This window comes from Streptomyces sp. SudanB182_2057, assembly GCF_964272715.1.
Taxonomy (GTDB): Bacteria; Actinomycetota; Actinomycetes; order Streptomycetales; family Streptomycetaceae; genus Streptomyces; species Streptomyces rubradiris.
The window spans coordinates 6,077,953-6,098,604 of the sequence record NZ_OZ186798.1; the positions used below are offsets into that span (position 1 = coordinate 6,077,953).

Below are 20,652 nucleotides of genomic sequence, written 5' to 3' on the forward strand. Positions count from 1 at the left end.
GCGGGCGGGCGAATCGGGCGGTGTGCCCCGTTGCCGCGGGACTCAAGTCGATTTATCGTCCCAGCACGATTCGCGAGCAAGATCACAATATGTGAAGGGGTCGCGGCCATGGTGGCGAAGAAGACCGCCGTAGAGCAGCCGGCGACCGGGCGGACCGGCGCGCGGCCTGCCGCCAGGAAGGCGGCCCCCGACAGGACCGCCCCGGACCGGACGGCCGCCACGAAGACGGCCGGGAAGGCCGCGAAGGACGCGAAGGAGCCGGCCGCCGGGGCGAAGGCGGCCGTCGCCAAGAGGACGGCCGTCACCAAGAAGGCGGCCGTCACCAAGAAGGCGGCCGTCACCAAGAAGGCGGCCGTCACCAAGAAGGCGGCGGTCGCCAAGAAGACGACCATCGGCAAGAAGGCGGCGATCACCGAGGAGACGCCGAACGGCAAGGAGAAGCCCGGCGGCAAGAAGACGGCGATCGCCAAGAAGACGGCGGTTGGCAAGAAGGCGGCGGCTGGGAAGAAGGCGGTGGGGAAGAAGACAGCGGGCGCGGACGCGGTCGGGAAGAAGTCCGCGGCGACGAAGAAGGGGGCCACGAAGAAGGCGGTCGTCTCGGTGGCGGCCGCCCGGAAGAGCGTCACCGGGAAGAGCGTCGTGGAGAAGCCCCCCACCGGGAAGAACGCCACCGGGAAGAGCGCCGCGGAGAAGACCGCCGCGGAGAAGGCCGCCGTCCCCGAGGAGGCCGCCGCAGGGGAGGCCGCGGCGCGGGCGGCGGCGCACGAGAGCACGGCCAAGAAAGCGGGCGCGGCGCGGGCCGCCAAGCAGACGGGAGCCACGACGGTGGTTGCGAAGAAGACTCCTGGCACGGCCACGGCGGAACAGACCGCCGTTCCCAAGGCGCGGGCGGGCGCGGCGGAGCCCGGCGAGCTGGCGGTGCGCCCCGGCGAGGACCCCTGGAGCCCGGAGGAGGCCGACGAGGCGCGCGCGGAGCTGCAGTCCGAGCTGGAACGGCTGCGGGCGGAGATCAGCTCCTCGGAAGCGTCCCTGGTCGGCCTCATGCGGGACTCCGGGGACGGCGCCGGCGACGACCAGGCGGACACCGGCACCAAGAACATCACGCGCGAGCACGAGCTGGCGCTGGCCGCCAACGCGCGCGAGATGCTCACCCAGACCGAGCGCGCCCTGGAGCGGCTGGACGCGGGCACCTACGGCCTGTGCGAGAACTGCGGCAATCCCATCGGCAAGGCCCGGATGCAGGCGTTCCCGAGGGCGACGCTGTGCGTGGAGTGCAAACAGAAGCAGGAACGCCGCTCCTGAGGGCGCCCCGCCGTGCCGTAGTCTCGTGCCCAGTCAGGTACCTAGGCTGAGGGACTCACGTGGCAGAGGCGGAGCGCATCATCGGTACGCCGGACACCCCGGACGACGATCACCAGCAGCCGGCGGCGGCCGGTACGGCCGCCGGCGCCCGGGCCGCCGGTGCGTCCGGGGAGCCGGGCGCGGACGGCGCGACCGGGCGGCAGAGGGCGCACAAGCCCGGCCGCGGGCGCCGGATCGCCGTGCTGTTCTCGGTGGCCGCCTTCGCGTACGCCCTCGATCTGATCAGCAAGATGCTCGTCGTCGCCCGGCTGGAGGGCCGCGCGCCGATCCGGGTCGTCGGGGACCTGCTGGAACTGCACGTCATCCGCAACCCCGGCGCCGCCTTCAGCTTCGGCGCGGCCTTCACGGTGATCTTCTCGCTGATCGCCGCGATCGTGATCGTGGTGATCATCCGGCTGGCCCGCAAGCTGTACAGCTTCCCCTGGGCGGTCGCGCTCGGCCTGCTGCTCGGCGGCGCGCTCGGCAACCTCACCGACCGGATCTTCCGGTCGCCGGGCGTCTTCGAGGGCGCGGTGGTGGACTTCATCGCGCCCAAGGGGTTCGCGGTGTTCAACCTCGCCGACTCGGCGATCGTGTGCGGCGGCATCCTGATCGTGGTGCTGTCCTTCTACGGCCTGGACCCGGACGGCAAGGTCCACAAGGACTGAGGCCGGGGCCGGAGCCGGGGCGTTGTCCACAGGCTCGTTCGGTGGCTCGCGGCCCGTCCGGCATACTCGACGGGTGAGCACGATTCCCGAGATCCGTACCCTGCCCGTGCCCGACGGCCTGGAGGGCGAGCGCGTCGACGCCGCCATCTCCCGCATGTTCGGCTTCTCCCGCACGAAGGCGGCGGAGCTGGCCGCGGCCGGCAAGGTCCAGGTCGACGGCGCGGTGGTCGGCAAGTCCGAGCGGGTGCGCGGCGGCGCCTGGCTGGAGGTCGAGATGCCGCAGGCGCCCGCGCCGGTCCAGGTGGTCGCGGAGCCGGTCGAGGGCATGGAGATCGTGCACGACGACGACGACGTGGTGGTGATCGTCAAGCCGGTCGGCGTGGCCGCGCACCCGTCGCCGGGCTGGTCCGGCCCGACCGTCATCGGCGGTCTCGCCGCCGCCGGGTACCGGATCTCCACCTCCGGCGCCGCCGAGCGCCAGGGCATCGTGCACCGCCTGGACGTGGGCACCTCGGGCCTGATGGTGGTCGCCAAGTCCGAGTACGCGTACACGTCGCTCAAGCGCCAGTTCAAGGAGCGCACGGTCGACAAGCGCTACCACACGCTGGTCCAGGGCCACCCGGACCCGACGAGCGGCACCATCGACGCCCCCATCGGCCGCCACCCGAACCACGACTACAAGTGGGCGGTCACCGCCGACGGCAAGCCGTCGGTGACCCACTACGACCTCATCGAGGCATTCCGCGCCGCCTCCCTGCTGGACGTGAAGCTGGAGACGGGCCGCACCCACCAGATCCGCGTCCACATGGCCGCCCACCGCCACCCGTGCGTCGGCGACCTCACCTACGGCGCCGACCCCACCCTCGCCAAGCGGCTGCGCCTGACCCGCCAGTGGCTGCACGCCGTCCGCCTCGGCTTCGAGCACCCCGGCGACGGCCGCTGGGTCGAGTTCGGGAGCGACTACCCCGAAGACCTCCAGCAGGCCCTCGACCAGGTCCGGGAGGAGACGTGGGCGTGAGCCCGCGCCCCACCGTCCGGGTCGCCGAGGACCCCGCCGACCGCGAGGCATGCTTCGCGGTCCGCAAGGAGGTCTTCGTGGCCGAACAGGGCGTCCCGGAGGACATCGAGTACGACGCCTACGACGCCGTGGCGGTGCACGTGCTGGCGGTCCACGAGGACGGCCGGCCGCTGGGCACCGGGCGGCTGCTGTACGGCGCGGCGGCGGCGGAGCGGACCGGCGGGGACGCCTCGGTCGGCGCGCTGGGCCGGCTCGCCGTCCTGCGGGCGGCGCGCGGGCTCGGCGTCGGCGCGGCCCTGGTGCGCGCCATCGAGGAGGCGGCACGCGCGCGTGGCCTCACGGCGGTGGACCTGCACGCGCAGACCCAGGCCCTCGGCTTCTACGAACGCCTGGGCTACACGGCGTACGGCCCGGAGTTCCAGGACGCCGGCATACCGCACCGGGCGATGCGCCGGGCTCTCTAGGAGCCGGCGGTTCCCGGCCGGCCGGGCGCCGACGGGACCGCACCGGCGCCGGACGCCGTGACGGGGCCCCACCCGGCCGGAGAACGGGACGGGATCGCGCCCGGTCGGACTGTCGTGCGGAATCCGCAGGTCGCGATGGCAGACTGGAACGCGGCCGTGTGATCGTCGACCCCCGGAGCGCCGTCCGTGGACCAGCTGGCTCTGTTGTTCGTACTGCTGCTCGGGGCCCTGGTGAGCGTCCCGGTCGGGGACCGGCTGGGGGTGCCGGCGCCGGTGCTGATGACCCTGTTCGGCGGGGTCCTGGCAGTGGTGGACTTCGTACCCAACGTGGACATCCCGCCCGAGCTGATCCTGCCGGGGCTGCTGCCGCCCCTGCTCTACGCAGCCGTCCGCCGCACCTCCTGGCGGCAGTTCGCGGCCAACGTCCGGCCGATCTTTCTGCTGGCCGTCGCCCTGGTGTTCGTGACGATGGTCTGCGTGGCGTTCGTCGCCCACCGGATCGTGCCCGGACTGCCGTTCGCCGCCGCCTTCGCGCTCGGCGCCCTGATCGCCCCGCCCGACCCGGTCGCCGCGACCAGCGTCGCCGGACAGCTCGGGCTGCCGCGCCGGCTGGTGTCGATCCTGGAGGGCGAGGGGCTGTTCAACGACGTCACGGCCATCGTCCTGTACCACGTGGCGATCGCCGCCGCCGTCAGCGGCACCTTCTCGGCCTGGCAGGCCGGGCTGGACCTGGTGCTGTCCGCCGTCGTCGCGGTCCTCGTGGGACTGGCGCTGGGCTGGGGCGCGAACAAGCTGATGGGCCTGCTGGGCGACCCGACGCTCCAGATCGGCATGACCCTGCTGGTGCCCTACGCCTCCTACGTGCTCGCGGAGAGGCTGCACGGCTCCGGGGTGCTCGCCGTGCTCACCACCGCCCTCTTCCTCGCCGAGTACGCCACCGACGCCGACGACGTGCTGACCCGGCTCGCCGGGCACACCTTCTGGGACATCATCGACACCCTCGTCACCGGGGTCGCCTTCGGGCTCATCGGACTGGAGCTGCACAACGCCATCCACACGGCCCAGGGCCGGTGGGGCGAGATGCTCGGCTGGGCGGCGGCCGTCGTGGGCGTGGTGGTCGTCGTACGGCTGCTGTGGCTGCTGCCGGCGACCTGGCTGACCAAACGGCTGCACGCCCGCCGGGACTACGACGAGGAGATCCCGGTCAGCTGGCGGGAGACCGTCGTGATGTGGTGGGCCGGGATGCGCGGGGTGGCCTCGGTGGCGCTGGCGCTGGCCGTGCCGCTGCGGACCGAGGACGGCTCCCCCTTCCCCGACCGGGACGAGATCATCTTCATCGCGTTCGGGGTGATCGTCGCCACGCTGGTGGTGCAGGGGCTCACGCTGCCCTGGCTGGTGCGGCGGCTCGGGGTACGGGCCGACGCCGCGCGGGAGAAGGAGTTCGAGAAGGAGCTGGCGGTGCGGGCGGCGAAGGCCGCCAAGCGCCGGCTGCGGGAGATCGAGCAGGTCGAGGAGCTGCCCGAGGAGCTGTCCGAGCAGATGCTGCGGCGCGCCTTCGAGATCGGGATCCGGATCAGCCCGGACATGGGGGAGGACGAGCGGCGCGAGGCCCAGGTCCAGCGGGTCAAGCGGATCAAACGGGTGCGGCGCATCCAGAACGAGATGCTCAGCGCCGCGCGGCACGAGGTGCTGGCCGCGCGGAGCGAGCCCGGCGCGGACCCGGAGATCGTGGACCGGGTGCTGCGCCATCTCGACGTGCGGAGCCTGCGGTGACGCCCGGTCAGCCGCGGCCGGAGCGCGGGAACTCGTAGGCCCTGCGGAAGGACGTGCCGTCGGGGGAGGGGGCCTGGTGCGGCGGGAGGAACGCGTCGGCGGTGTTCACCCGGGGCAGCGCGTAGGGGTGCTCCGCGGCCAGCCAGGTGATCATCTGCTCGCGGACCGTGACCCGGACCGTCCAGATGTCGTCCGCGTCCTTGGCCGTCACCAGGGCCCGCACCTGGATGGTGCTGGGCGTGCTGTCCGTCACCTGGAGGCCGTAGGCGCGGCCGTCCCAGGCCGGGCAGGCGCGCAGGATGTCCCGCAGCTTCTCGCGCATCGCCTCCACCGGCGCGTTGTGGTCGAGGTGCCAGTAGACGATCCCGGTCATCTGCGGGGTGCCCCGCGACCAGTTCTCGAACGGCCGGGAGGTGAAGTACGACACCGGCATGGTGATCCGGCGCTCGTCCCAGGTCCGGACCGTCAGGAAGGTCAGGGTGATCTCCTCGACCGTGCCCCACTCGCCGTCCACCACGACCGTGTCGCCGATCCGGACCATGTCGCCGAAGGCGATCTGCAGCCCGGCGAACATGTTGGACAGCGTGGACTGGGCGGCGACACCGGCCACGATGCCGAGGACACCGGCCGAGGCCAGCAGGGAGGCGCCGGCCGCGCGCATCGCCGGGAACGTCAGCAGCATCGCCGCCACGGCGACCACCCCGACGATCGCCGACACCACCCGCATGATCAGCGTCACCTGGGTGCGCACCCGGCGGACCCGGGCCGGGTCGTGGTGGGCGCGCGCGTAACGGGTGTACGTCGACTCGACTATGGCCGCCGCGATCCGGATCACCAGCCAGGCCGCCGCGCCGATCAGCACCAGGGTCAGCGTCCGGCCGACGCCGGTGCGGTGCTCCGGGAACAGCCGGGCCTCGTCGTAGGAGCCTCTGAGCAGGGCCGCGCACAACACGAGTTGATAGGGCACGCGGGCGCGCCGCAGCAGGTCCCACAGCGGGGTGTCGCCACGGCTCTCGTCGGCCTTGCGCAGCAGCAGGTCCGTGGCCCAGCCGACCAGCACGGTCAGCAGCACGGCACCGCCGGCGACGATCAGGGGGCGGAGTACGGTCTCCATGCCTCCGAACGTAACCGGCTCGGGCAGGTCATGAACATGTGTCTTCGTCACACGCCTGGGTAGGGCCGCGCTGCGCCCCCGGCATGCCCGGCTGGCACCATGGCCTCATGAACATCATGCTCTTTCACTCGACCTACGGGCTCAGGCCCGCGGTGCGCGAGGCCGCGGACCGGCTGCGCGCGGCGGGCCACGAGGTGTGGACGCCGGACCTCTTCGAGGGCCGCACGTTCGACACCGTCGAGGCGGGCATGGAGTTCAACGAGGGGATCGGCAAGGAGGAGCTGCTGAAGCGGGCCGTGCTGGCGGCGGCGCCGTACTCCGACCGCGGGCTGGTGTACGCCGGGTTCTCGCTCGGCGCCTCCGTCGCCCAGACCCTCGCCCTCGGCGACGACAAGGCGCGCGGGCTGCTGCTCCTGCACGGCACCTCGGACATCGCGCCGAACGCGCAGGTGGACGATCTGCCGGTGCAGCTGCACGTGGCCGAGCCCGACCCGTTCGAGTCGGACGACTGGCTGAGCGCCTGGTATCTGCGGATGGGCCGCATCGGCGCCGACGTGGAGGTCTACCGGTACGCCGGGGCCGGCCACCTCTACACCGACCCCGGGCTGCCGGACTACGACGCGGAGGCCGCCGAGGCCACCTGGCGGGTGGCGCTCGGCTTCCTCGGAACGCTCGGGTGAGGGATCACACCGGGTCGTAGGTCCGCTCGACCTTCTGGGTGCCGCTCAGGGTGCGGTAGGAGCGCGCCCAGGTGGTGCGGGCGTCCGGGTCGGTGCGGTCGGACAGGACGTAGTAGTCCATCTGCGCCCGCTCGGCGGTGATGTCCAGCACGCCGTAGCCGTGCCGGTCCGTGTCGACCCAGTGGACGTGCCGGTTGGCGGCCCTGATGACCGGGGCGGCGACCGCGGAGACCGTGCCCTCGGGCACCTTGACGATGTCGTCGAGGTTGTCGGAGGTCACCGAGGTCACCACGAACTCGGTGGCCGCCGACGGCGAGAGCGGGTAGGTGCCCGCGTCCACCGGCACGTCGTTGGCCCACGCCATGTGGATGTCACCGGTGAGGAAGACGGTGTTCCGGATGGCGTTGGACCGCAGGTGGGCCAGGAGTTCGCGGCGGTCGTCGGTGTAGCCGTCCCACTGGTCGGTGTTGAGGGCGATGCCCTCCTGCGGCAGGCCGAGCAGCTTGGCGAGCGGCTTCAGCAGGTCGGCGGAGAGCGAGCCGACGGCGAACGGCGAGATCATCACCGAGTTGCCGACCAGCCGCCACTTCGTGTCGGAGGCGCGCAGACCGGCCTTGAGCCAGTCGAGCTGGGCTCGGCCGGTGAGTGTGCGGTCCGGGTCGTCCACCGAGCCGCTCGCCGTGGCCGCCTGCTGCGAGCGGAAGGAACGCAGGTCCAGCAGGGACAGGTCGGCGAGCCTGCCGAAGCGCAGCCGCCGGTAGGTGGTGCCGGCGAGGGCCGGGCGGACCGGCATCCACTCGAAGTAGGCCTGCTTGGCGGCGGCCTGGCGGGCCGCCCAGCCGCCCTCGGCGCCCTCGGTGTGGTTGGTCGCGCCGCCGGGCCAGGCGTTGTCGGCGAACTCGTGGTCGTCCCAGATCGCGACGACCGGTGCCGCCAGGTGCAGGGCCTGTAGGTCGGGGTCGGTCTTGTACTTCGCGTGCCGGGTCCGGTAGTCGGCGAGGGTGAGGATCTCGTGCGCCGGCGCGTGCGGGCGGACGACCTTGCCCCGGGTGCCGTACTCGCCGGACTGGTACTCGTAGATGTAGTCGCCGAGGTGCAGCCAGGCGTCCAGGTCGCCCCGGGCCGCGAGATGGCGGTAGGCGGCGAAGTACCCGGCCTCCCAGTTGGCGCAGGAGACCACGCCGAAGCGCAGGGAGGAGACGTCCGCGTCCGCCGCCGGCGCGGTGCGGGTGCGCGCCACCGGGGAGTCGGTGCCGCCGGCGGAGAAGCGGAACCAGTAGTCCGTTGCCGGGGCGAGGCCCCGTACGTCGGCCTTGACGGTGTGGTCGGAGGCGGCCGTGGCGGTGACGGAGCCCCGGGCGACGACGTCCGTCAGCGCCCGGTCGCGGGCGACGACCCAGCCGACCTCGGTGTCCGGGCCGAGCCCGGAGCCGGGTATGGCCTCGGGGACGGGGGTCACCCGGGTCCACAGCAGCACGCCGTCGGGCAGCGGGTCGCCGGAGGCGACGCCGTGCAGGAAGGCGGGGGCGCCGGTGGCGGCGCGGGCCGGCGGCGCGGCGGCCAGCGGGCCGGCCAGCACGGCGGACGCCGCCGCGGCCTTGACGACCGTACGGCGGCGGGGCGGAAGCGAGCCGGGGTCCTGTGCGGCCCCGGCTGATCTGTATCGACTGGTCACGACCGATCAGGTTACTGATCGGTATGCGCGAAGGCGGGCGAACTCCCGAAAGTTCGCCCGCAGTTCGGCGTGTCGTCGGGTCAGCCCTTGAGGGCCGCCTCCAGCGCGGTGTTGAACTCCTCGACGGTCATCGGCGCGTTCTTGCCGCCGGCGTCCGTCAGGGCCTTGCCGTCCATCTTCAGGGTCGGGGTGCCCTCGATGCCGTCCTTGTCGAAGACCTTGGACTCCTCCAGCGCCCACCGGTCGAAGGTGCCGTCCTTGACGGCCTTCTGGAACTTGGCGTTGCCCTTCAGGGCGGGAACCGTGTCGGCGATCTCGATCAGGTAGGAGTCGTCCTTGAACTTGTCGTCCCGCTCCTCCGGGTGCCACTTCTTGGCGTAGAGCGCGGACTTGTACTCCAGGAACGCCTCCGGGCTGACGTTCAGCGCGGCGCCCAGCGCGCTCAGCGCGTTCTTCGAGCCCTCGCCGCCGAAGCCGTTGTCGAGGAAGGTGGCGCCGACGAACTGGACCTTGTACTTGCCGGCGTCGAGGTCCTTCTTGATGGTCGGGCCGACCACCTGCTCGAAGGAGGCGCAGACCGGGCAGCGCGGGTCCTCGTACATCACCAGCGTCTTCTTGGCGGTGCTCTTGCCGACCAGGACCGTCGTGCCGTCCGTGCCCGTGGCGTTGGCCGGCTTGACCAGCTTGGCGTCCTTCGCGGTCTCCCAGTAGGCGGGCTTGTTGGCCTGGACGACGGCGTAGCCGATGCCGCCGGCCGCGGCCAGCACGGCGACGACCGAGCCGGCCACGATCAGCTGCCGCCTGGCCTTGTCGCGCTTGGCCTGCCGCTCGCGCTCCTGGCGCAGCCGCTCCCGGGCCGCCGTCTTCGCGGCCTGGCTGTTCCGCTTGCTCATGGTGGTGATCTCCCTGGGGGACGCGCACATGTCGTACGCGGTTGGTATGGGGGGACTGACGTGCTCGGGTGCCGTCCGCCGCGCGGGAGCCGGGGCTCAGGCGAGGGCGGTCCGGCCGGTGCGGGAGCACGGCGGTCCCCGCCGTCCCAGGGAGTGCGCGAGGAGCCGGTCCCGGGCGGTGGCGCGGCGCGGGGCCGGGCGGTGCGGCCCGCGGACCGGAAGCGGCCGTACGACGACCGCGGCGACCGCCAGCAGCAGCGGCCGGAAGGTGGTGGCGGCGACCGCGCGCACCAGCCGGGTCAGCGCCCGCTCGCCCCGGCGCAGCCAGGCCGCGGCCAGCAGGCCCACCCCGACGTGCGCGGCCAGCAGCAGCCAGGCGGCGGCCGGGCCGGCGTGCGCGAACAGCTCTCCCGCCCGGTCGGAGCCGCCGGCCATCCGGGCCAGCGGAGAGCCCACCCGGCCCTCGCACAGCACGTCCAGGCCGACCGCGCGCAGCGGGCCCGCGACCGGGCCGCCCGCCCGGCCGTAGCAGGCGTGCTGGCCGGTGGTGAACACCGTGTCGGCGGCCAGCTCCAGCGGGACCAGCAGGGCCGCGATCCGACCGAAGCCGCGCTCGCGGCCCGCCAGCGCGTACGCGGTGACGAACACCCCGGCGGCGACCGCGGCCACGGTCGTCCCCGGCAGCGGGGCACGGGACAGCAGCACGTGCGACGCGGTGCCGAGGGTCACGACGAAGGCCGTGAACAGCGCCGCGCGCACGGCTCTGAGCTGGGTCCCGGATATGTCCATAGCGATTGGAGAGTGTGTCACGTCCGCGGGTAAGGGACCCCTAAAGGGTGCCTGTGAATCCGCGAAGGTTACAGCCCCGGAATCCGGCCGTTGCGGAACAGGTCCACGAAGATCTGGTGATCGGCACGCGCGCGTGCGCCGTAGCCGTGCGCGAAGTCCACCAGCACGGGCGCGAAGCCCTCCTCGTCGGCCGCGATCGCCGCGTCGATGGCCCGCTCGGTGGAGAACGGCACCAGGGACTCGCCGGAGGTGTCGTCCGCCGCCGCGTGCATGGTCGCGGTGGCCCGGCCCAGGTCGGCGACCACGGCCGCGATCTCCTCCGGGTCGTCGATGTCGCCCCAGTCCAGGTCCACCGCGTACGGCGAGATCTCGGCGACCAGCTGGCCCGCGCCGTCCAGCTCGGTCCAGCCCAGCCACGGGTCGGCATGCGCCTGGAGGGCACGCTGGGAGATCACCGTGCGGTGGCCCTCGTGCAGGAAGTACTCCGCGATGGCCGGATCCGTGATGTGCCGGGAGACGGCCGGGGTCTGCGCCTGCTTGATGTAGATCACCACATCGTTCTCCAGGGCGTCGCTGTGGCCCTCCAGCAGGATGTTGTACGACGGCAGGCCCGCCGAGCCGATGCCGATGCCCCGCCGCCCCACGACGTCCTTCACCCGGTAGGAGTCCGGGCGGGCCAGGGAGGAGTCCGGCAGGGTCTCCAGATAGCCGTCGAAGGCCGCCAGGACCTTGTAGCGGGTGGCCGCGTCCAGCTCGACGGAGCCGCCGCCCGGGGCGAAGCGGCGCTCGAAGTCGCGGATCTCCGTCATCGACTCCAGCAGCCCGAACCGGGTCATCGCACGGGCGTCACGCAGCGCGTCCAGCAGCGGACCCTGCGCGGTCTCCAGCGTGAACGGCGGCACCTCGTCCCGCTTGGCGCCCGTGGCCAGGGCGTGGATCCGCTCCCGGTACGCGTGCGCGTAGACCGTCACCAGCTCGGTGATCTGCGCGTCGCTGAGCGCCTTCGCGTACCCGATCAGCGCGACGGACGCCGCGAAGCGCTTGAGGTCCCAGGTGAAGGGGCCGACGTACGCCTCGTCGAAGTCGTTGACGTTGAAGACCAGCCGGCCGTTCGAATCCATGTACGTGCCGAAGTTCTCCGCGTGCAGGTCGCCGTGGATCCACACGCGCGAGGTGCGCTCGTCCAGGTACGGACCGCCGCGCCTGTCGGTGTCCAGGTCGTGGTAGAAGAGGCACGCAGTGCCCCGGTAGAACGCGAAGGCCGAGGCCGCCATCTTCCGGAACTTCACCCGGAACGCGGCCGGGTCGGCGGCCAGGAGCCGGCCGAAGGCGGTGTCGAAGACGGCGAGGATCTCCTCGCCGCGCTGCTCCTCGTCGAGCTGGGGGACCGACATCGCGGGGTGCCTCCTGGTGCATGCGTGCGACAGCGTTTCTGCCGTCTCCAACGCACGAAGGTACGCCCAGGTGCCCGCCCGTCACCCGACCGCCACCCCTCATGGAGGCGCTTCGCGCCACAGTGTTTGCCATATCCGTCACCCGACCGCCACCCCTCATGGAGGCGCTTCGCGCCACTGTGCTTGTCATATCCGTCACCCGACCGCCACCCCCCCATGGAGCCACTTCGCGCCACCGGCCCATGTCACAACCGTCACCCCTTACGGAGCAGCTTCCCGCCACCCGCTGTCGGTGGCGAGGCATAGACTTCGACGCTGACCCCAGAACCGTCCGCCAGACCGTCGCCGAGTGTTTCCCCGGAGGCTCAACCGTGTCGAAGCCGCCCTTCACGCACCTGCACGTCCACACCCAGTACTCGCTGCTGGACGGTGCCGCGCGGCTGAAGGACATGTTCAACGCCTGCAATGAGATGGGCATGACGCACATCGCCATGTCCGACCACGGCAACCTGCACGGCGCGTACGACTTCTTCCACTCCGCGAAAAAGGCCGGAATCACCCCGATCATCGGGATCGAGGCCTATGTCGCCCCCGAGTCCCGGCGCAACAAGCGCAAGATCCTCTGGGGCCAGCCGCACCAGAAGCGGGACGACATCTCCGGTTCCGGCGGTTACACCCACAAGACGATGTGGGCGGTGAACAAGACCGGCCTGCACAACCTCTTCCGGCTCTCCTCCGACGCCTACGCCGAGGGCTGGCTGCAGAAGTGGCCCCGGATGGACAAGGAGACCATCGCCCAGTGGTCCGAGGGCATCGTCGCCTCCACCGGCTGCCCCTCCGGCGAGGTGCAGACCCGGCTGCGCCTCGGCCACTTCGACGAGGCCCTGAAGGCCGCCGCCGAGTACCAGGACATCTTCGGCAAGGACAAGTACTTCCTGGAGCTGATGGACCACGGCATCGAGATCGAGCGCCGGGTCCGCGACGGCCTGCTGGAGATCGGCAAGAAGCTCGGCATCCCCCCGCTGGTCACCAACGACTCGCACTACACCTACGCGCACGAGGCCGGGGCCCACGACGCCCTGCTGTGCATCCAGACCGGCAAGAACCTCTCCGACCCCGACCGCTTCAAGTTCGACGGCACCGGCTACTACCTGAAGTCCACGGACGAGATGTATGCCATCGACTCCTCGGACGCCTGGCAGGAGGGCTGCGCCAACACGCTCCTCGTCGCCGAGATGGTGGACACCGCCGGCATGTTCGAGAAGCGCGACCTCATGCCCAAGTTCGACATCCCCGAGGGCTACACCGAGGTCACCTGGTTCAAGGAGGAGGTCCGCCGCGGCATGGAGCGCCGCTTCCCGGGCGGCATCCCCGAGGACCGCCAGAAGCAGGCCGAGTACGAGATGGACACGATCATCTCGATGGGCTTCCCGGGCTACTTCCTCGTGGTCGCCGACTTCATCATGTGGGCCAAGAAGCAGGGCATCGCGGTCGGCCCCGGCCGAGGCTCCGCGGCGGGCTCGATCGTCGCCTACGCCCTCGGCATCACCGACCTCGACCCGATCCCGCACGGCCTGATCTTCGAGCGGTTCCTCAACCCCGAGCGCATCTCGATGCCCGATGTCGACATCGACTTCGACGAGCGCCGGCGCGTCGAGGTGATCCGGTACGTGACCGAGAAGTACGGCGCCGACAAGGTCGCCATGATCGGCACCTACGGCACCATCAAGGCCAAGAACGCGATCAAGGACTCCGCGCGCGTGCTGGGCTACCCGTACGCGATGGGCGACCGCATCACCAAGGCCATGCCCGCCGACGTCCTCGGCAAGGGCATCCCGCTGTCCGGCATCACCGACCCCAGCCACCCGCGCTACAGCGAGGCCGGCGAGGTCCGCTCGATGTACGAGAACGAGCCGGACGTGAAGAAGGTCATCGACACCGCGCGCGGTGTGGAGGGCCTGGTGCGGCAGATGGGCGTGCACGCCGCCGGCGTGATCATGTCCAGCGAGACCATCACCGAGCACGTCCCGGTGTGGGTGAGGCACACCGACGGCGTGACCATCACCCAGTGGGACTACCCGAGCTGTGAGTCGCTCGGCCTGCTGAAGATGGACTTCCTGGGCCTGCGCAACCTCACGATCATGGACGACGCGGTCAAGATGGTGAAGGCCAACAAGGGCCTCGACATCGACCTGCTCTCCCTGCCGCTGGACGACCCCACGACCTTCGAGCTGCTCCAGCGCGGCGACACCCTCGGCGTCTTCCAGTTCGACGGCGGCCCCATGAGGTCCCTGCTCCGGCTGATGAAGCCGGACAACTTCGAGGACATCTCCGCCGTCTCGGCCCTGTACCGGCCGGGCCCGATGGGCATGAACTCGCACACGAACTACGCGCTGCGCAAGAACGGGCAGCAGGAGATCACGCCGATCCACCCGGAGCTGGAGGAGCCGCTCAAGGAGGTCCTGGACGTCACCTACGGCCTGATCGTCTACCAGGAGCAGGTGCAGAAGGCCGCCCAGATCATCGCCGGCTACTCGCTCGGCGAGGCCGACATCCTCCGCCGTGTGATGGGCAAGAAGAAGCCGGAGGAGCTGGAGAAGAACTTCGTCATCTTCCAGGCCGGCGCCCGCAAGAACGGCTACAGCGACGAGGCCATCCAGGCGCTGTGGGACGTGCTGGTCCCGTTCGCCGGCTACGCGTTCAACAAGGCCCACTCGGCCGCGTACGGCCTGGTGTCGTACTGGACGGCGTACCTGAAGGCGAACCACCCCGCCGAGTACATGGCCGCCCTGCTCACCTCCGTCAAGGACGACAAGGACAAGTCGGCGGTCTATCTGAACGAGTGCCGCCGCATGGGCATCCGGGTGCTCCCGCCGAACGTCAACGAGTCGGAGGCGAACTTCGCGGCCCAGGGCGACGACGTGATCCTCTTTGGCCTGTCCGCCGTCCGCAACGTCGGCACCAACGTGGTCGAGTCGATCATCAAGTGCCGCAAGGCGAAGGGGAAGTACACCTCCTTCCCCGACTACCTGGACAAGGTCGAGGCGGTGGTCTGCAACAAGCGCACCACCGAATCGCTGATCAAGGCCGGCGCCTTCGACTCCATGGGCCACACCCGCAAGGGGCTCACGGCCCAGTACGAGCCGATGATCGACAACGTGGTCGCGGTCAAGCGCAAGGAGGCCGAGGGCCAGTTCGACCTCTTCGGCGGCATGGGCGAGGAGACCAGCAGCGAGCCCGGCTTCGGACTCGACGTGGAGTTCTCCACCGACGAGTGGGACAAGACCTATCTCCTCGCCCAGGAGCGGGAGATGCTCGGTCTCTACGTCTCCGACCACCCCCTCTTCGGCCTGGAGCACGTCCTCGCCGACAAGGCCGACGCGGGCATCTCCCAGCTCACCGGCGGCGAGCACGCCGACGGCGCGGTGGTCACCATCGGCGGCATCATCTCGGGCCTCCAGCGCAAGATGACCAAGCAGGGCAACGCCTGGGCCATCGCCACCGTGGAGGACCTCGCGGGCTCCATCGAGTGCATGTTCTTCCCGGCCACCTACCAGCTCGTGTCGACCCAACTGGTCGAGGACGCCGTGGTGTTCGTCAAGGGCCGGCTCGACAAGCGGGAGGACGTGCCGCGGCTGGTCGCGATGGAGCTCCAGGTCCCGGACCTGTCCAACGCGGGCACCAACGCGCCCGTGATCCTCACCATCCCGGCCACCCGGGTCACCCCGCCCATGGTCAGCCGCCTCGGCGAGATCCTCAGCCACCACAAGGGCGACAGCGAGGTGCGCATCAAGCTCCAGGGCCCGCGCAAGACCACCGTGCTGCGCCTGGACCGGCACCGGGTCAAGCCCGACCCGGCCCTGTTCGGCGACCTGAAGGTGCTGCTCGGCCCGTCCTGCCTGGCCGGCTGAGACCGGCGCCGCACGAGGGGCGGGCGAGCGGCGGAAGAAGAGGCAGGAAAAGGGGCGCACCCGGCACGGGTGCGCCCCTCATATGTGCCCGGGCTTCAACTGCCCTTTTAGTTGTGGCCGAAGCTCTTCTGCTTCTTGGGCGCGCCCTCCGCCGGGCCGCCCTGTATGCGGGACACCGGCGACTCGTGTTCCTCCGCCGGGGGCCGTTGCGCGTGCTCACCCTGCTGCGCGCGGTTCTTCGGGCCGGCCTGCTTGCGGTTCTTGTTCTTGGCCATGGTGATGCCTCCTGTGGGGGATCTAGGGGCCAGGGCCGGGACCAGATTCACATACGCTGACATCAGGCGCATGTCGGATAATTACCGTGTGTGACAGGGCAGCTGAGCGGACCAGAACCGGAAACGCCACGCCGAAGATCGAGTTCGGGCCGTTAAGCTCCGCGCGGTCGGGCAGACTCGAAGCAAGTCCGAAGCAAAGCCTCCCGGGAAGAGGGTGAGTCGCGTGGACCGGTGCATCGTCCTGGTGGACGCCGGGTACCTGCTGGGCGCCGCCGCCAGCCTCCTCGCGGGTGAGCCCTCGCGGTCCCGGATCACCGTCGACCACGCCGCGCTGATCCAGGCCCTGCGCGAACGCGCGGAGTCTGACACCGAGCGCCCGCTGCTGCGCATCTACTGGTTCGACGGCGCCCCCGACCGGGTCCCGCAGCCCGAGCACCGCCGGCTGCGCGTGATGCCCCGGGTCACCGTCCGGCTGGGCGCCCTGACCCGCAGCGACGGACGCTGGGCCCAGAAGGGCGTGGACGCCGCCATGCACGCCGAACTGACCGAACTGGCCCGCAACCGCGCCTGTTCCGACGTCGTCCTGGTCACCGGCGACGGCGATCTGCTGCCCGGCATGATGGCCGCCAAGGAGCACGGCGTCGCCGTCCACCTGTGGGCCGTGCAGGCCGCCGACGGCGACTACAACCAGTCCGAGGACCTGGTCGCCGAGGCCGACGAGCGGCGGGTGCTGGACCGCGCCTGGATCACCCAGGCCGTCCGCGCCAAGGAGCTGACCGGCGTCTGTCCCCCGTCGCCCGCGCCCCGCCCCGAGATCGCCGCGATCCTCTCCGCCCCCCTGCCCGAGTCCGCGCTCGGCACGGCCGAACGGCCCGCCGAACAGCCCGCGCACCCCCCGGCCGCCACGGCGGCGCAGAACGGCGCGCCCGAGCGGGTCCCCGCCGCCAAGGGCGTCCCCACCCCCAAGGACCTGGCCGCGCTGCGCGCACCCGGCACCCAGACCGTGCAGCACCCCACCACCGCGACCCTGCGCTGGTCCTCCGACAAGGGCTGGGTCGACCGGCCGGGCGTGGCCGCCGAGCCCCCCGAGGCCGCCTCCCTGCCGACGCTGGCCCAGCTGACCACCGCCGAACAGCGCTGGGCCGACCGGGAGGAGGACATCACCACCGTCGGCGGCGACCCGTACGAGGTGGGGCAGGTCTTCGCCCGCCGCTGGATCTCCCGGCTCGGCGACCAGGGCCACTTGCAGCGGCTGTCGCAGATGTACCCGCGCATCCCGCACCGCATCGACGGCGAGCTGCTGCGCTACGCGGCCCGCTTCGGGCTGCTCGCGCACAAGGACGACCAGATCGACGAGCACGACCGTTACGCCATCCGGGCGGGGTTCTGGCGGGAGTTCGACATCCCGGCGGCGGCCGAACCGCACGCGCCCGCCGCCGACTGAATCCCCGTAGCCGCCCCCAAAGGCGAGTAAAGCGCCCCGACCCCGTAGGCTCGTCCCTTGTGATGACGCGCGCGGGACAGGCACTCGGCTACGACGAGGTCGTACGCGTGCGCGGACTCAACAAGACCTACCCGGCGATCCGGGGCCGGCGGGGCACGCCGGGCACCCCTGAGGTGCGGGCCACCGACGGAGTGGAACTGGACGTGCGGCGCGGCGAGGTGTTCGGGCTGCTCGGCCCGAACGGCGCCGGCAAGTCCACCCTCGTGCGCCAGCTCACCGGGCTGCTGCGGCCGGACACGGGCAGCGTCGAGATCCTCGGCCACGACATCGTCCGGCACCCCGAGCGGGCGGCCCGGATCCTCGCCTACCTCGGCCAGGAGTCCAGCGCCCTGGACGAGCTGACCGTCTCCCTCGCCGTCGAGACCACCGGACGCCTGCGCGGCCTGGACGTACGGCGGGCCCGGGCCGAACGGGACGCGGTGCTGGAGGAACTGGCGCTGACCCCGATCGCCGGCCGGGCGCTGAAGAAGCTGTCCGGCGGGCAGCGGCGGCTCGCCTGCTTCGCCACCGCGCTGGTGGGCCGGCGCCCGCTGCTCGTGCTGGACGAGCCGACCACCGGCATGGACCCGGTGGCCCGGCGCGCGGTGTGGGCGGCCGTGGACCGGCGGCGGGCCGAGCACGGCACGACCGTGGTGCTGGTCACCCACAACGTGATCGAGGCCGAGACGGTGCTGGACCGGGTCGCCGTGCTCGACCAGGGCCGGGTCATCGCCTGCGACACCCCCGCCGGGCTCAAGGCGCGGGTGGCCGGCGAGGTGCGGGTGGAGCTGGTGTGGCGGGAGCGGGCGCCGCTGGAGGTGCCCGAGGTGGCGGTGCTGCGCGAGCGGGCGGCGCGCTCCGGCCGGCGCTGGACGCTGCGGCTCGCGCCCGAGGAGGCCCGCGCCGTCGTCGCCACGGTGACCGGCGGGGCCGCCTTCGCCGCCCTGGACGACTTCACGCTCGCCACGCCCAGCCTGGAGGACGTCTATCTGGCGCTGGGCGGCGAGGCCCGGCAGGGACTGGTGAGGGCATGAGCGGGCGGACCCCGCGGCACGTGAGGGTCTGTGCCGCCGCCGAAGCGAAGAGGAGCAGCTCGTCGTGAGTGTCGTACCCGCCGAGGTCCTGCCCGGCGGCTCCCGGGCCGTGCCGGAGACGGTGTCCGGCCCGGCCGAACTCGGGCCGCGTGCGCGGCTGTGGCCGTCACTGGTGGCCGTCTACCGGGCGCAGCTGTCCCGGGCCCGGGTGGCACGGATCCCGCTGCTGTTCGTGGCGACCTTCCAGTCCATCGGCATCGCCGTGATGATGCGCGGGGTGGTCGAGGGCGGCGACGAGGCGCAGTCCGTGGTCGCAGGCTCCTCGGTGCTGGTCGTCGCCTACGTGGCGCTGAACCTGCTCTCGCAGTACTTCGGGCAGCTGCGGGCCAGCGGCGGGCTCGACCACTACGCCACCCTGCCGGTGCCGCCGGCCGCCGTGGTGCTGGGCGCGGCGGCGGCCTACGCCTCCTTCACCGTGCCGGGCACCCTGGTCACCGCCGTCTTCGGCTGTGTGCTCTTCGGGCTGCCGCTGACCAACCTGTGGGTCCTGCTCGCCGTCATCCCGCTCGCCGGGGCCGCGCTCGCCGGGCTCGGCGCCGCGTGCGGTCTGCTCGCGCCCCGGCCCGAGCTGGCCACGCTGCTCGGCCAGCTGGGCATGTCGGCGGCGCTGCTGCTGGGCGTGCTGCCGGCCGGCCGGATGCCGGAGGTGATCCGGCTGGCCCGCGATCTGCTGCCCTCCACCTACGGCGTGGAGGCGTACGCCCGGACCTTCGGACCGGACCCGGACTGGGCGCTCGTCCTCGTTGACCTGGGTGTGTGCGCGGGCGTCGGCGTCGTCTCGCTGGCCGTGGCGACCCGGGCCTACCGCAGGGCCGCCGTCCGGTGACGCGGCGCACAGCGCGACCTGGCACGATGGCAGGGTGACCGCACCGTTGACTCCACCACCGCACGACGACTCCGCGCACCAGGTCTGGCAGGGGGCGCCGCCCGCCGGGGCGCTCGCCGGGCACGGGCCGGAACAGGACGGTCCCGGGCTGCGGACGGAGCTGCGGGAGGCCGCCGTGGTCACGGTGGTGCTGGTGCTCGGCGGGGTGCTGCTGGGGCTGCTGTGGTGGTGGCTGGCGCCGCGCGTGCCGCTGGTCGGCGACGTGCTGGACAAGAGCTGGGTCGTGTACCTGAAGGACAGCGAGGGGGAGCAGGCCGTCGGGGTCGACGGAACGTTCACTCTGCTGGGGCTCGGCTTCGGAGCCGTCAGCGCGCTCGCCGTCTTCCTGCTGCGCCGGCACGGCGGGGCGCCCCTGGTGGTCGCGCTCGGGCTCGGCGGCCTGCTCGCGTCCCTGCTGGCCTGGCGCCTCGGGATCTGGCTGGGCCCCGACTCCGACGTGCTCGCGCACGCCCAGGCCGCGGGCAAGGGCGTCGTCTTCTCCGCGCCGCTGAAGCTCTCGGCCAAGGGCGCGCTGCTGGCCTGGCCGCTCGCCGCGCTCCTGGCCCACCTCGGTCTGACGGCCCTGTTCGGCCCCCGGGACCCGGAGACGCCGTAGTCCGGGAGGCGCGGGCCGGGCTGCCGTGATCCGCCCGATCGCCCTTCCTGGGGCCGGGGACGCCCTCACCTACGGGGCCCGGCACGCCGTAGCCGGTCAGCTCTTCCCGATGGGGGCCAGGACCGCGTCCGTCAGGTCGGTCAGGTCCTTCGGGGACAGTTCGACCTCCAGGCCGCGGCGGCCGGCCGAGACGCAGATCGTGGGTTGGGCCCCGGCCGAGGCGTCGAGGACCGTGGGGAGCTTCTTGCGCTGGCCGAGCGGGGAGATGCCGCCGCGGACATAGCCCGTGGTGCGCTCGGCGAGCGCCGGGTCGGCCATCGCCGCCCGCTTGCCGCCCACCGCCGCCGCCAGGGCCTTCAGGTCCAGCGAGCCGGCCACCGGGACCACGCCGACCACCAGGGAGCCGTCCACCTCGGCCACCAGGGTCTTGAAGACCCGGTCGGGGGAGACGCCCATCGCCTCGGCCGCCTCCTCGCCGTAGGAGGGGTGGGACGGGTCGTGGTCGTAGGCGTGGACGGTGAAGTCCACGCCCGCCGCCGTCAGGGCCACCGTCGCGGGCGTGCCCCCGGACTGGGTCTTCTTCTGCTTCTTCGCCATCC

18 protein-coding genes are annotated in these 20,652 nt (G+C 72.1%); 11 read left to right on the forward strand and 7 right to left on the reverse strand.

The window, feature by feature from the left end; translation table 11 throughout:
* The first annotated feature begins 108 nt into the window (after positions 1-108).
* The 5 genes from ACSURM_RS26930 to ACSURM_RS26950 all read left to right on the forward strand — a co-directional run bounded on the left by ACSURM_RS26930 (position 109) and on the right by ACSURM_RS26950 (position 5,264).
* The gene (locus tag ACSURM_RS26930; RefSeq protein WP_436958327.1) at positions 109-1,302 is read left to right on the forward strand and encodes a TraR/DksA family transcriptional regulator; all 1,194 of its coding nucleotides are present in this window, start codon (positions 109-111) and stop codon (positions 1,300-1,302) included.
* A 59-nt stretch (positions 1,303-1,361) separates the two neighbouring features.
* Positions 1,362-2,009: a signal peptidase II gene (gene lspA, locus ACSURM_RS26935; RefSeq protein ID WP_436958328.1), complete on the forward strand. Its 648-nt coding sequence runs from the start codon at positions 1,362-1,364 to the stop codon at positions 2,007-2,009.
* Between the two features lie 73 nt (positions 2,010-2,082).
* The gene (locus ACSURM_RS26940; protein WP_436958329.1) at positions 2,083-3,027 is read left to right on the forward strand and encodes an RluA family pseudouridine synthase; all 945 of its coding nucleotides are present in this window, start codon (positions 2,083-2,085) and stop codon (positions 3,025-3,027) included.
* Positions 3,024-3,491, forward strand: coding sequence for a GNAT family N-acetyltransferase (locus ACSURM_RS26945; protein WP_436958330.1), 468 nt, complete (start codon positions 3,024-3,026; stop codon positions 3,489-3,491). The genes ACSURM_RS26940 and ACSURM_RS26945 overlap by 4 nt, the downstream gene beginning before the upstream one ends.
* Positions 3,492-3,677: 186 nt before the next feature.
* Positions 3,678-5,264 (forward strand): Na+/H+ antiporter, encoded by a 1,587-nt coding sequence (locus tag ACSURM_RS26950; protein WP_436958331.1) that lies wholly within the window; start codon positions 3,678-3,680, stop codon positions 5,262-5,264.
* 7 nt (positions 5,265-5,271) lie between these two features.
* Here ACSURM_RS26950 and ACSURM_RS26955 read toward each other — a convergent pair whose 3' ends face one another.
* Positions 5,272-6,378 (reverse strand): mechanosensitive ion channel family protein, encoded by a 1,107-nt coding sequence (locus ACSURM_RS26955; RefSeq protein ID WP_436958332.1) that lies wholly within the window; start codon positions 6,376-6,378, stop codon positions 5,272-5,274.
* Between the two features lie 107 nt (positions 6,379-6,485).
* Here ACSURM_RS26955 and ACSURM_RS26960 point away from each other — a divergent pair, with 107 nt between their 5' ends.
* Positions 6,486-7,058: a dienelactone hydrolase family protein gene (locus ACSURM_RS26960; RefSeq protein ID WP_436958334.1), complete on the forward strand. Its 573-nt coding sequence runs from the start codon at positions 6,486-6,488 to the stop codon at positions 7,056-7,058.
* 4 nt (positions 7,059-7,062) lie between these two features.
* Here the strand turns inward: ACSURM_RS26960 and ACSURM_RS26965 are convergent, their stop codons facing one another.
* The 4 genes from ACSURM_RS26965 to ACSURM_RS26980 all read right to left on the reverse strand — a co-directional run bounded on the left by ACSURM_RS26965 (position 7,063) and on the right by ACSURM_RS26980 (position 11,809).
* A complete protein-coding gene (locus tag ACSURM_RS26965) occupies positions 7,063-8,733 on the reverse strand; it encodes an alkaline phosphatase D family protein (RefSeq protein WP_436958336.1) in 1,671 nt (556 codons plus the stop codon).
* Positions 8,734-8,813: 80 nt separating this feature from the next.
* Positions 8,814-9,626 (reverse strand): thioredoxin domain-containing protein, encoded by an 813-nt coding sequence (locus tag ACSURM_RS26970; RefSeq protein WP_436958337.1) that lies wholly within the window; start codon positions 9,624-9,626, stop codon positions 8,814-8,816.
* Between the two features lie 96 nt (positions 9,627-9,722).
* The gene (locus ACSURM_RS26975) at positions 9,723-10,415 is read right to left on the reverse strand and encodes a hypothetical protein (RefSeq protein ID WP_436958338.1); all 693 of its coding nucleotides are present in this window, start codon (positions 10,413-10,415) and stop codon (positions 9,723-9,725) included.
* 68 nt (positions 10,416-10,483) lie between these two features.
* Positions 10,484-11,809: a DUF2252 domain-containing protein gene (locus ACSURM_RS26980; protein ID WP_436958339.1), complete on the reverse strand. Its 1,326-nt coding sequence runs from the start codon at positions 11,807-11,809 to the stop codon at positions 10,484-10,486.
* A gap of 371 nt (positions 11,810-12,180) precedes the next feature.
* Here ACSURM_RS26980 and dnaE point away from each other — a divergent pair, with 371 nt between their 5' ends.
* Positions 12,181-15,720, forward strand: a complete 3,540-nt coding sequence (gene dnaE / locus ACSURM_RS26985; RefSeq protein WP_436958340.1) for a DNA polymerase III subunit alpha — start codon at positions 12,181-12,183, stop codon at positions 15,718-15,720.
* A gap of 107 nt (positions 15,721-15,827) precedes the next feature.
* On the opposite strand, the gene ACSURM_RS26990 is transcribed toward dnaE, so the two are convergent.
* A complete protein-coding gene (locus ACSURM_RS26990) occupies positions 15,828-15,995 on the reverse strand; it encodes a hypothetical protein (protein ID WP_436958341.1) in 168 nt (55 codons plus the stop codon).
* A gap of 223 nt (positions 15,996-16,218) precedes the next feature.
* Between ACSURM_RS26990 and ACSURM_RS26995 the strand changes: the two genes are divergently transcribed.
* The 4 genes from ACSURM_RS26995 to ACSURM_RS27010 all read left to right on the forward strand — a co-directional run bounded on the left by ACSURM_RS26995 (position 16,219) and on the right by ACSURM_RS27010 (position 20,053).
* Positions 16,219-17,439: an NYN domain-containing protein gene (locus ACSURM_RS26995; protein ID WP_436958343.1), complete on the forward strand. Its 1,221-nt coding sequence runs from the start codon at positions 16,219-16,221 to the stop codon at positions 17,437-17,439.
* A 59-nt stretch (positions 17,440-17,498) separates the two neighbouring features.
* Entirely contained in the window at positions 17,499-18,512 is a 1,014-nt protein-coding gene (locus ACSURM_RS27000) for an ABC transporter ATP-binding protein (RefSeq protein ID WP_436958344.1), read from the forward strand.
* Between the two features lie 64 nt (positions 18,513-18,576).
* Positions 18,577-19,398 (forward strand): ABC transporter permease, encoded by an 822-nt coding sequence (locus ACSURM_RS27005; RefSeq protein ID WP_436958345.1) that lies wholly within the window; start codon positions 18,577-18,579, stop codon positions 19,396-19,398.
* A gap of 34 nt (positions 19,399-19,432) precedes the next feature.
* Positions 19,433-20,053, forward strand: coding sequence for an AAA family ATPase (locus ACSURM_RS27010; RefSeq protein ID WP_436958346.1), 621 nt, complete (start codon positions 19,433-19,435; stop codon positions 20,051-20,053).
* 96 nt (positions 20,054-20,149) lie between these two features.
* Here ACSURM_RS27010 and ybaK read toward each other — a convergent pair whose 3' ends face one another.
* Positions 20,150-20,650, reverse strand: coding sequence for a Cys-tRNA(Pro) deacylase (gene ybaK / locus ACSURM_RS27015; RefSeq protein WP_436958347.1), 501 nt, complete (start codon positions 20,648-20,650; stop codon positions 20,150-20,152).
* Positions 20,651-20,652: the final 2 nt, after the last annotated feature.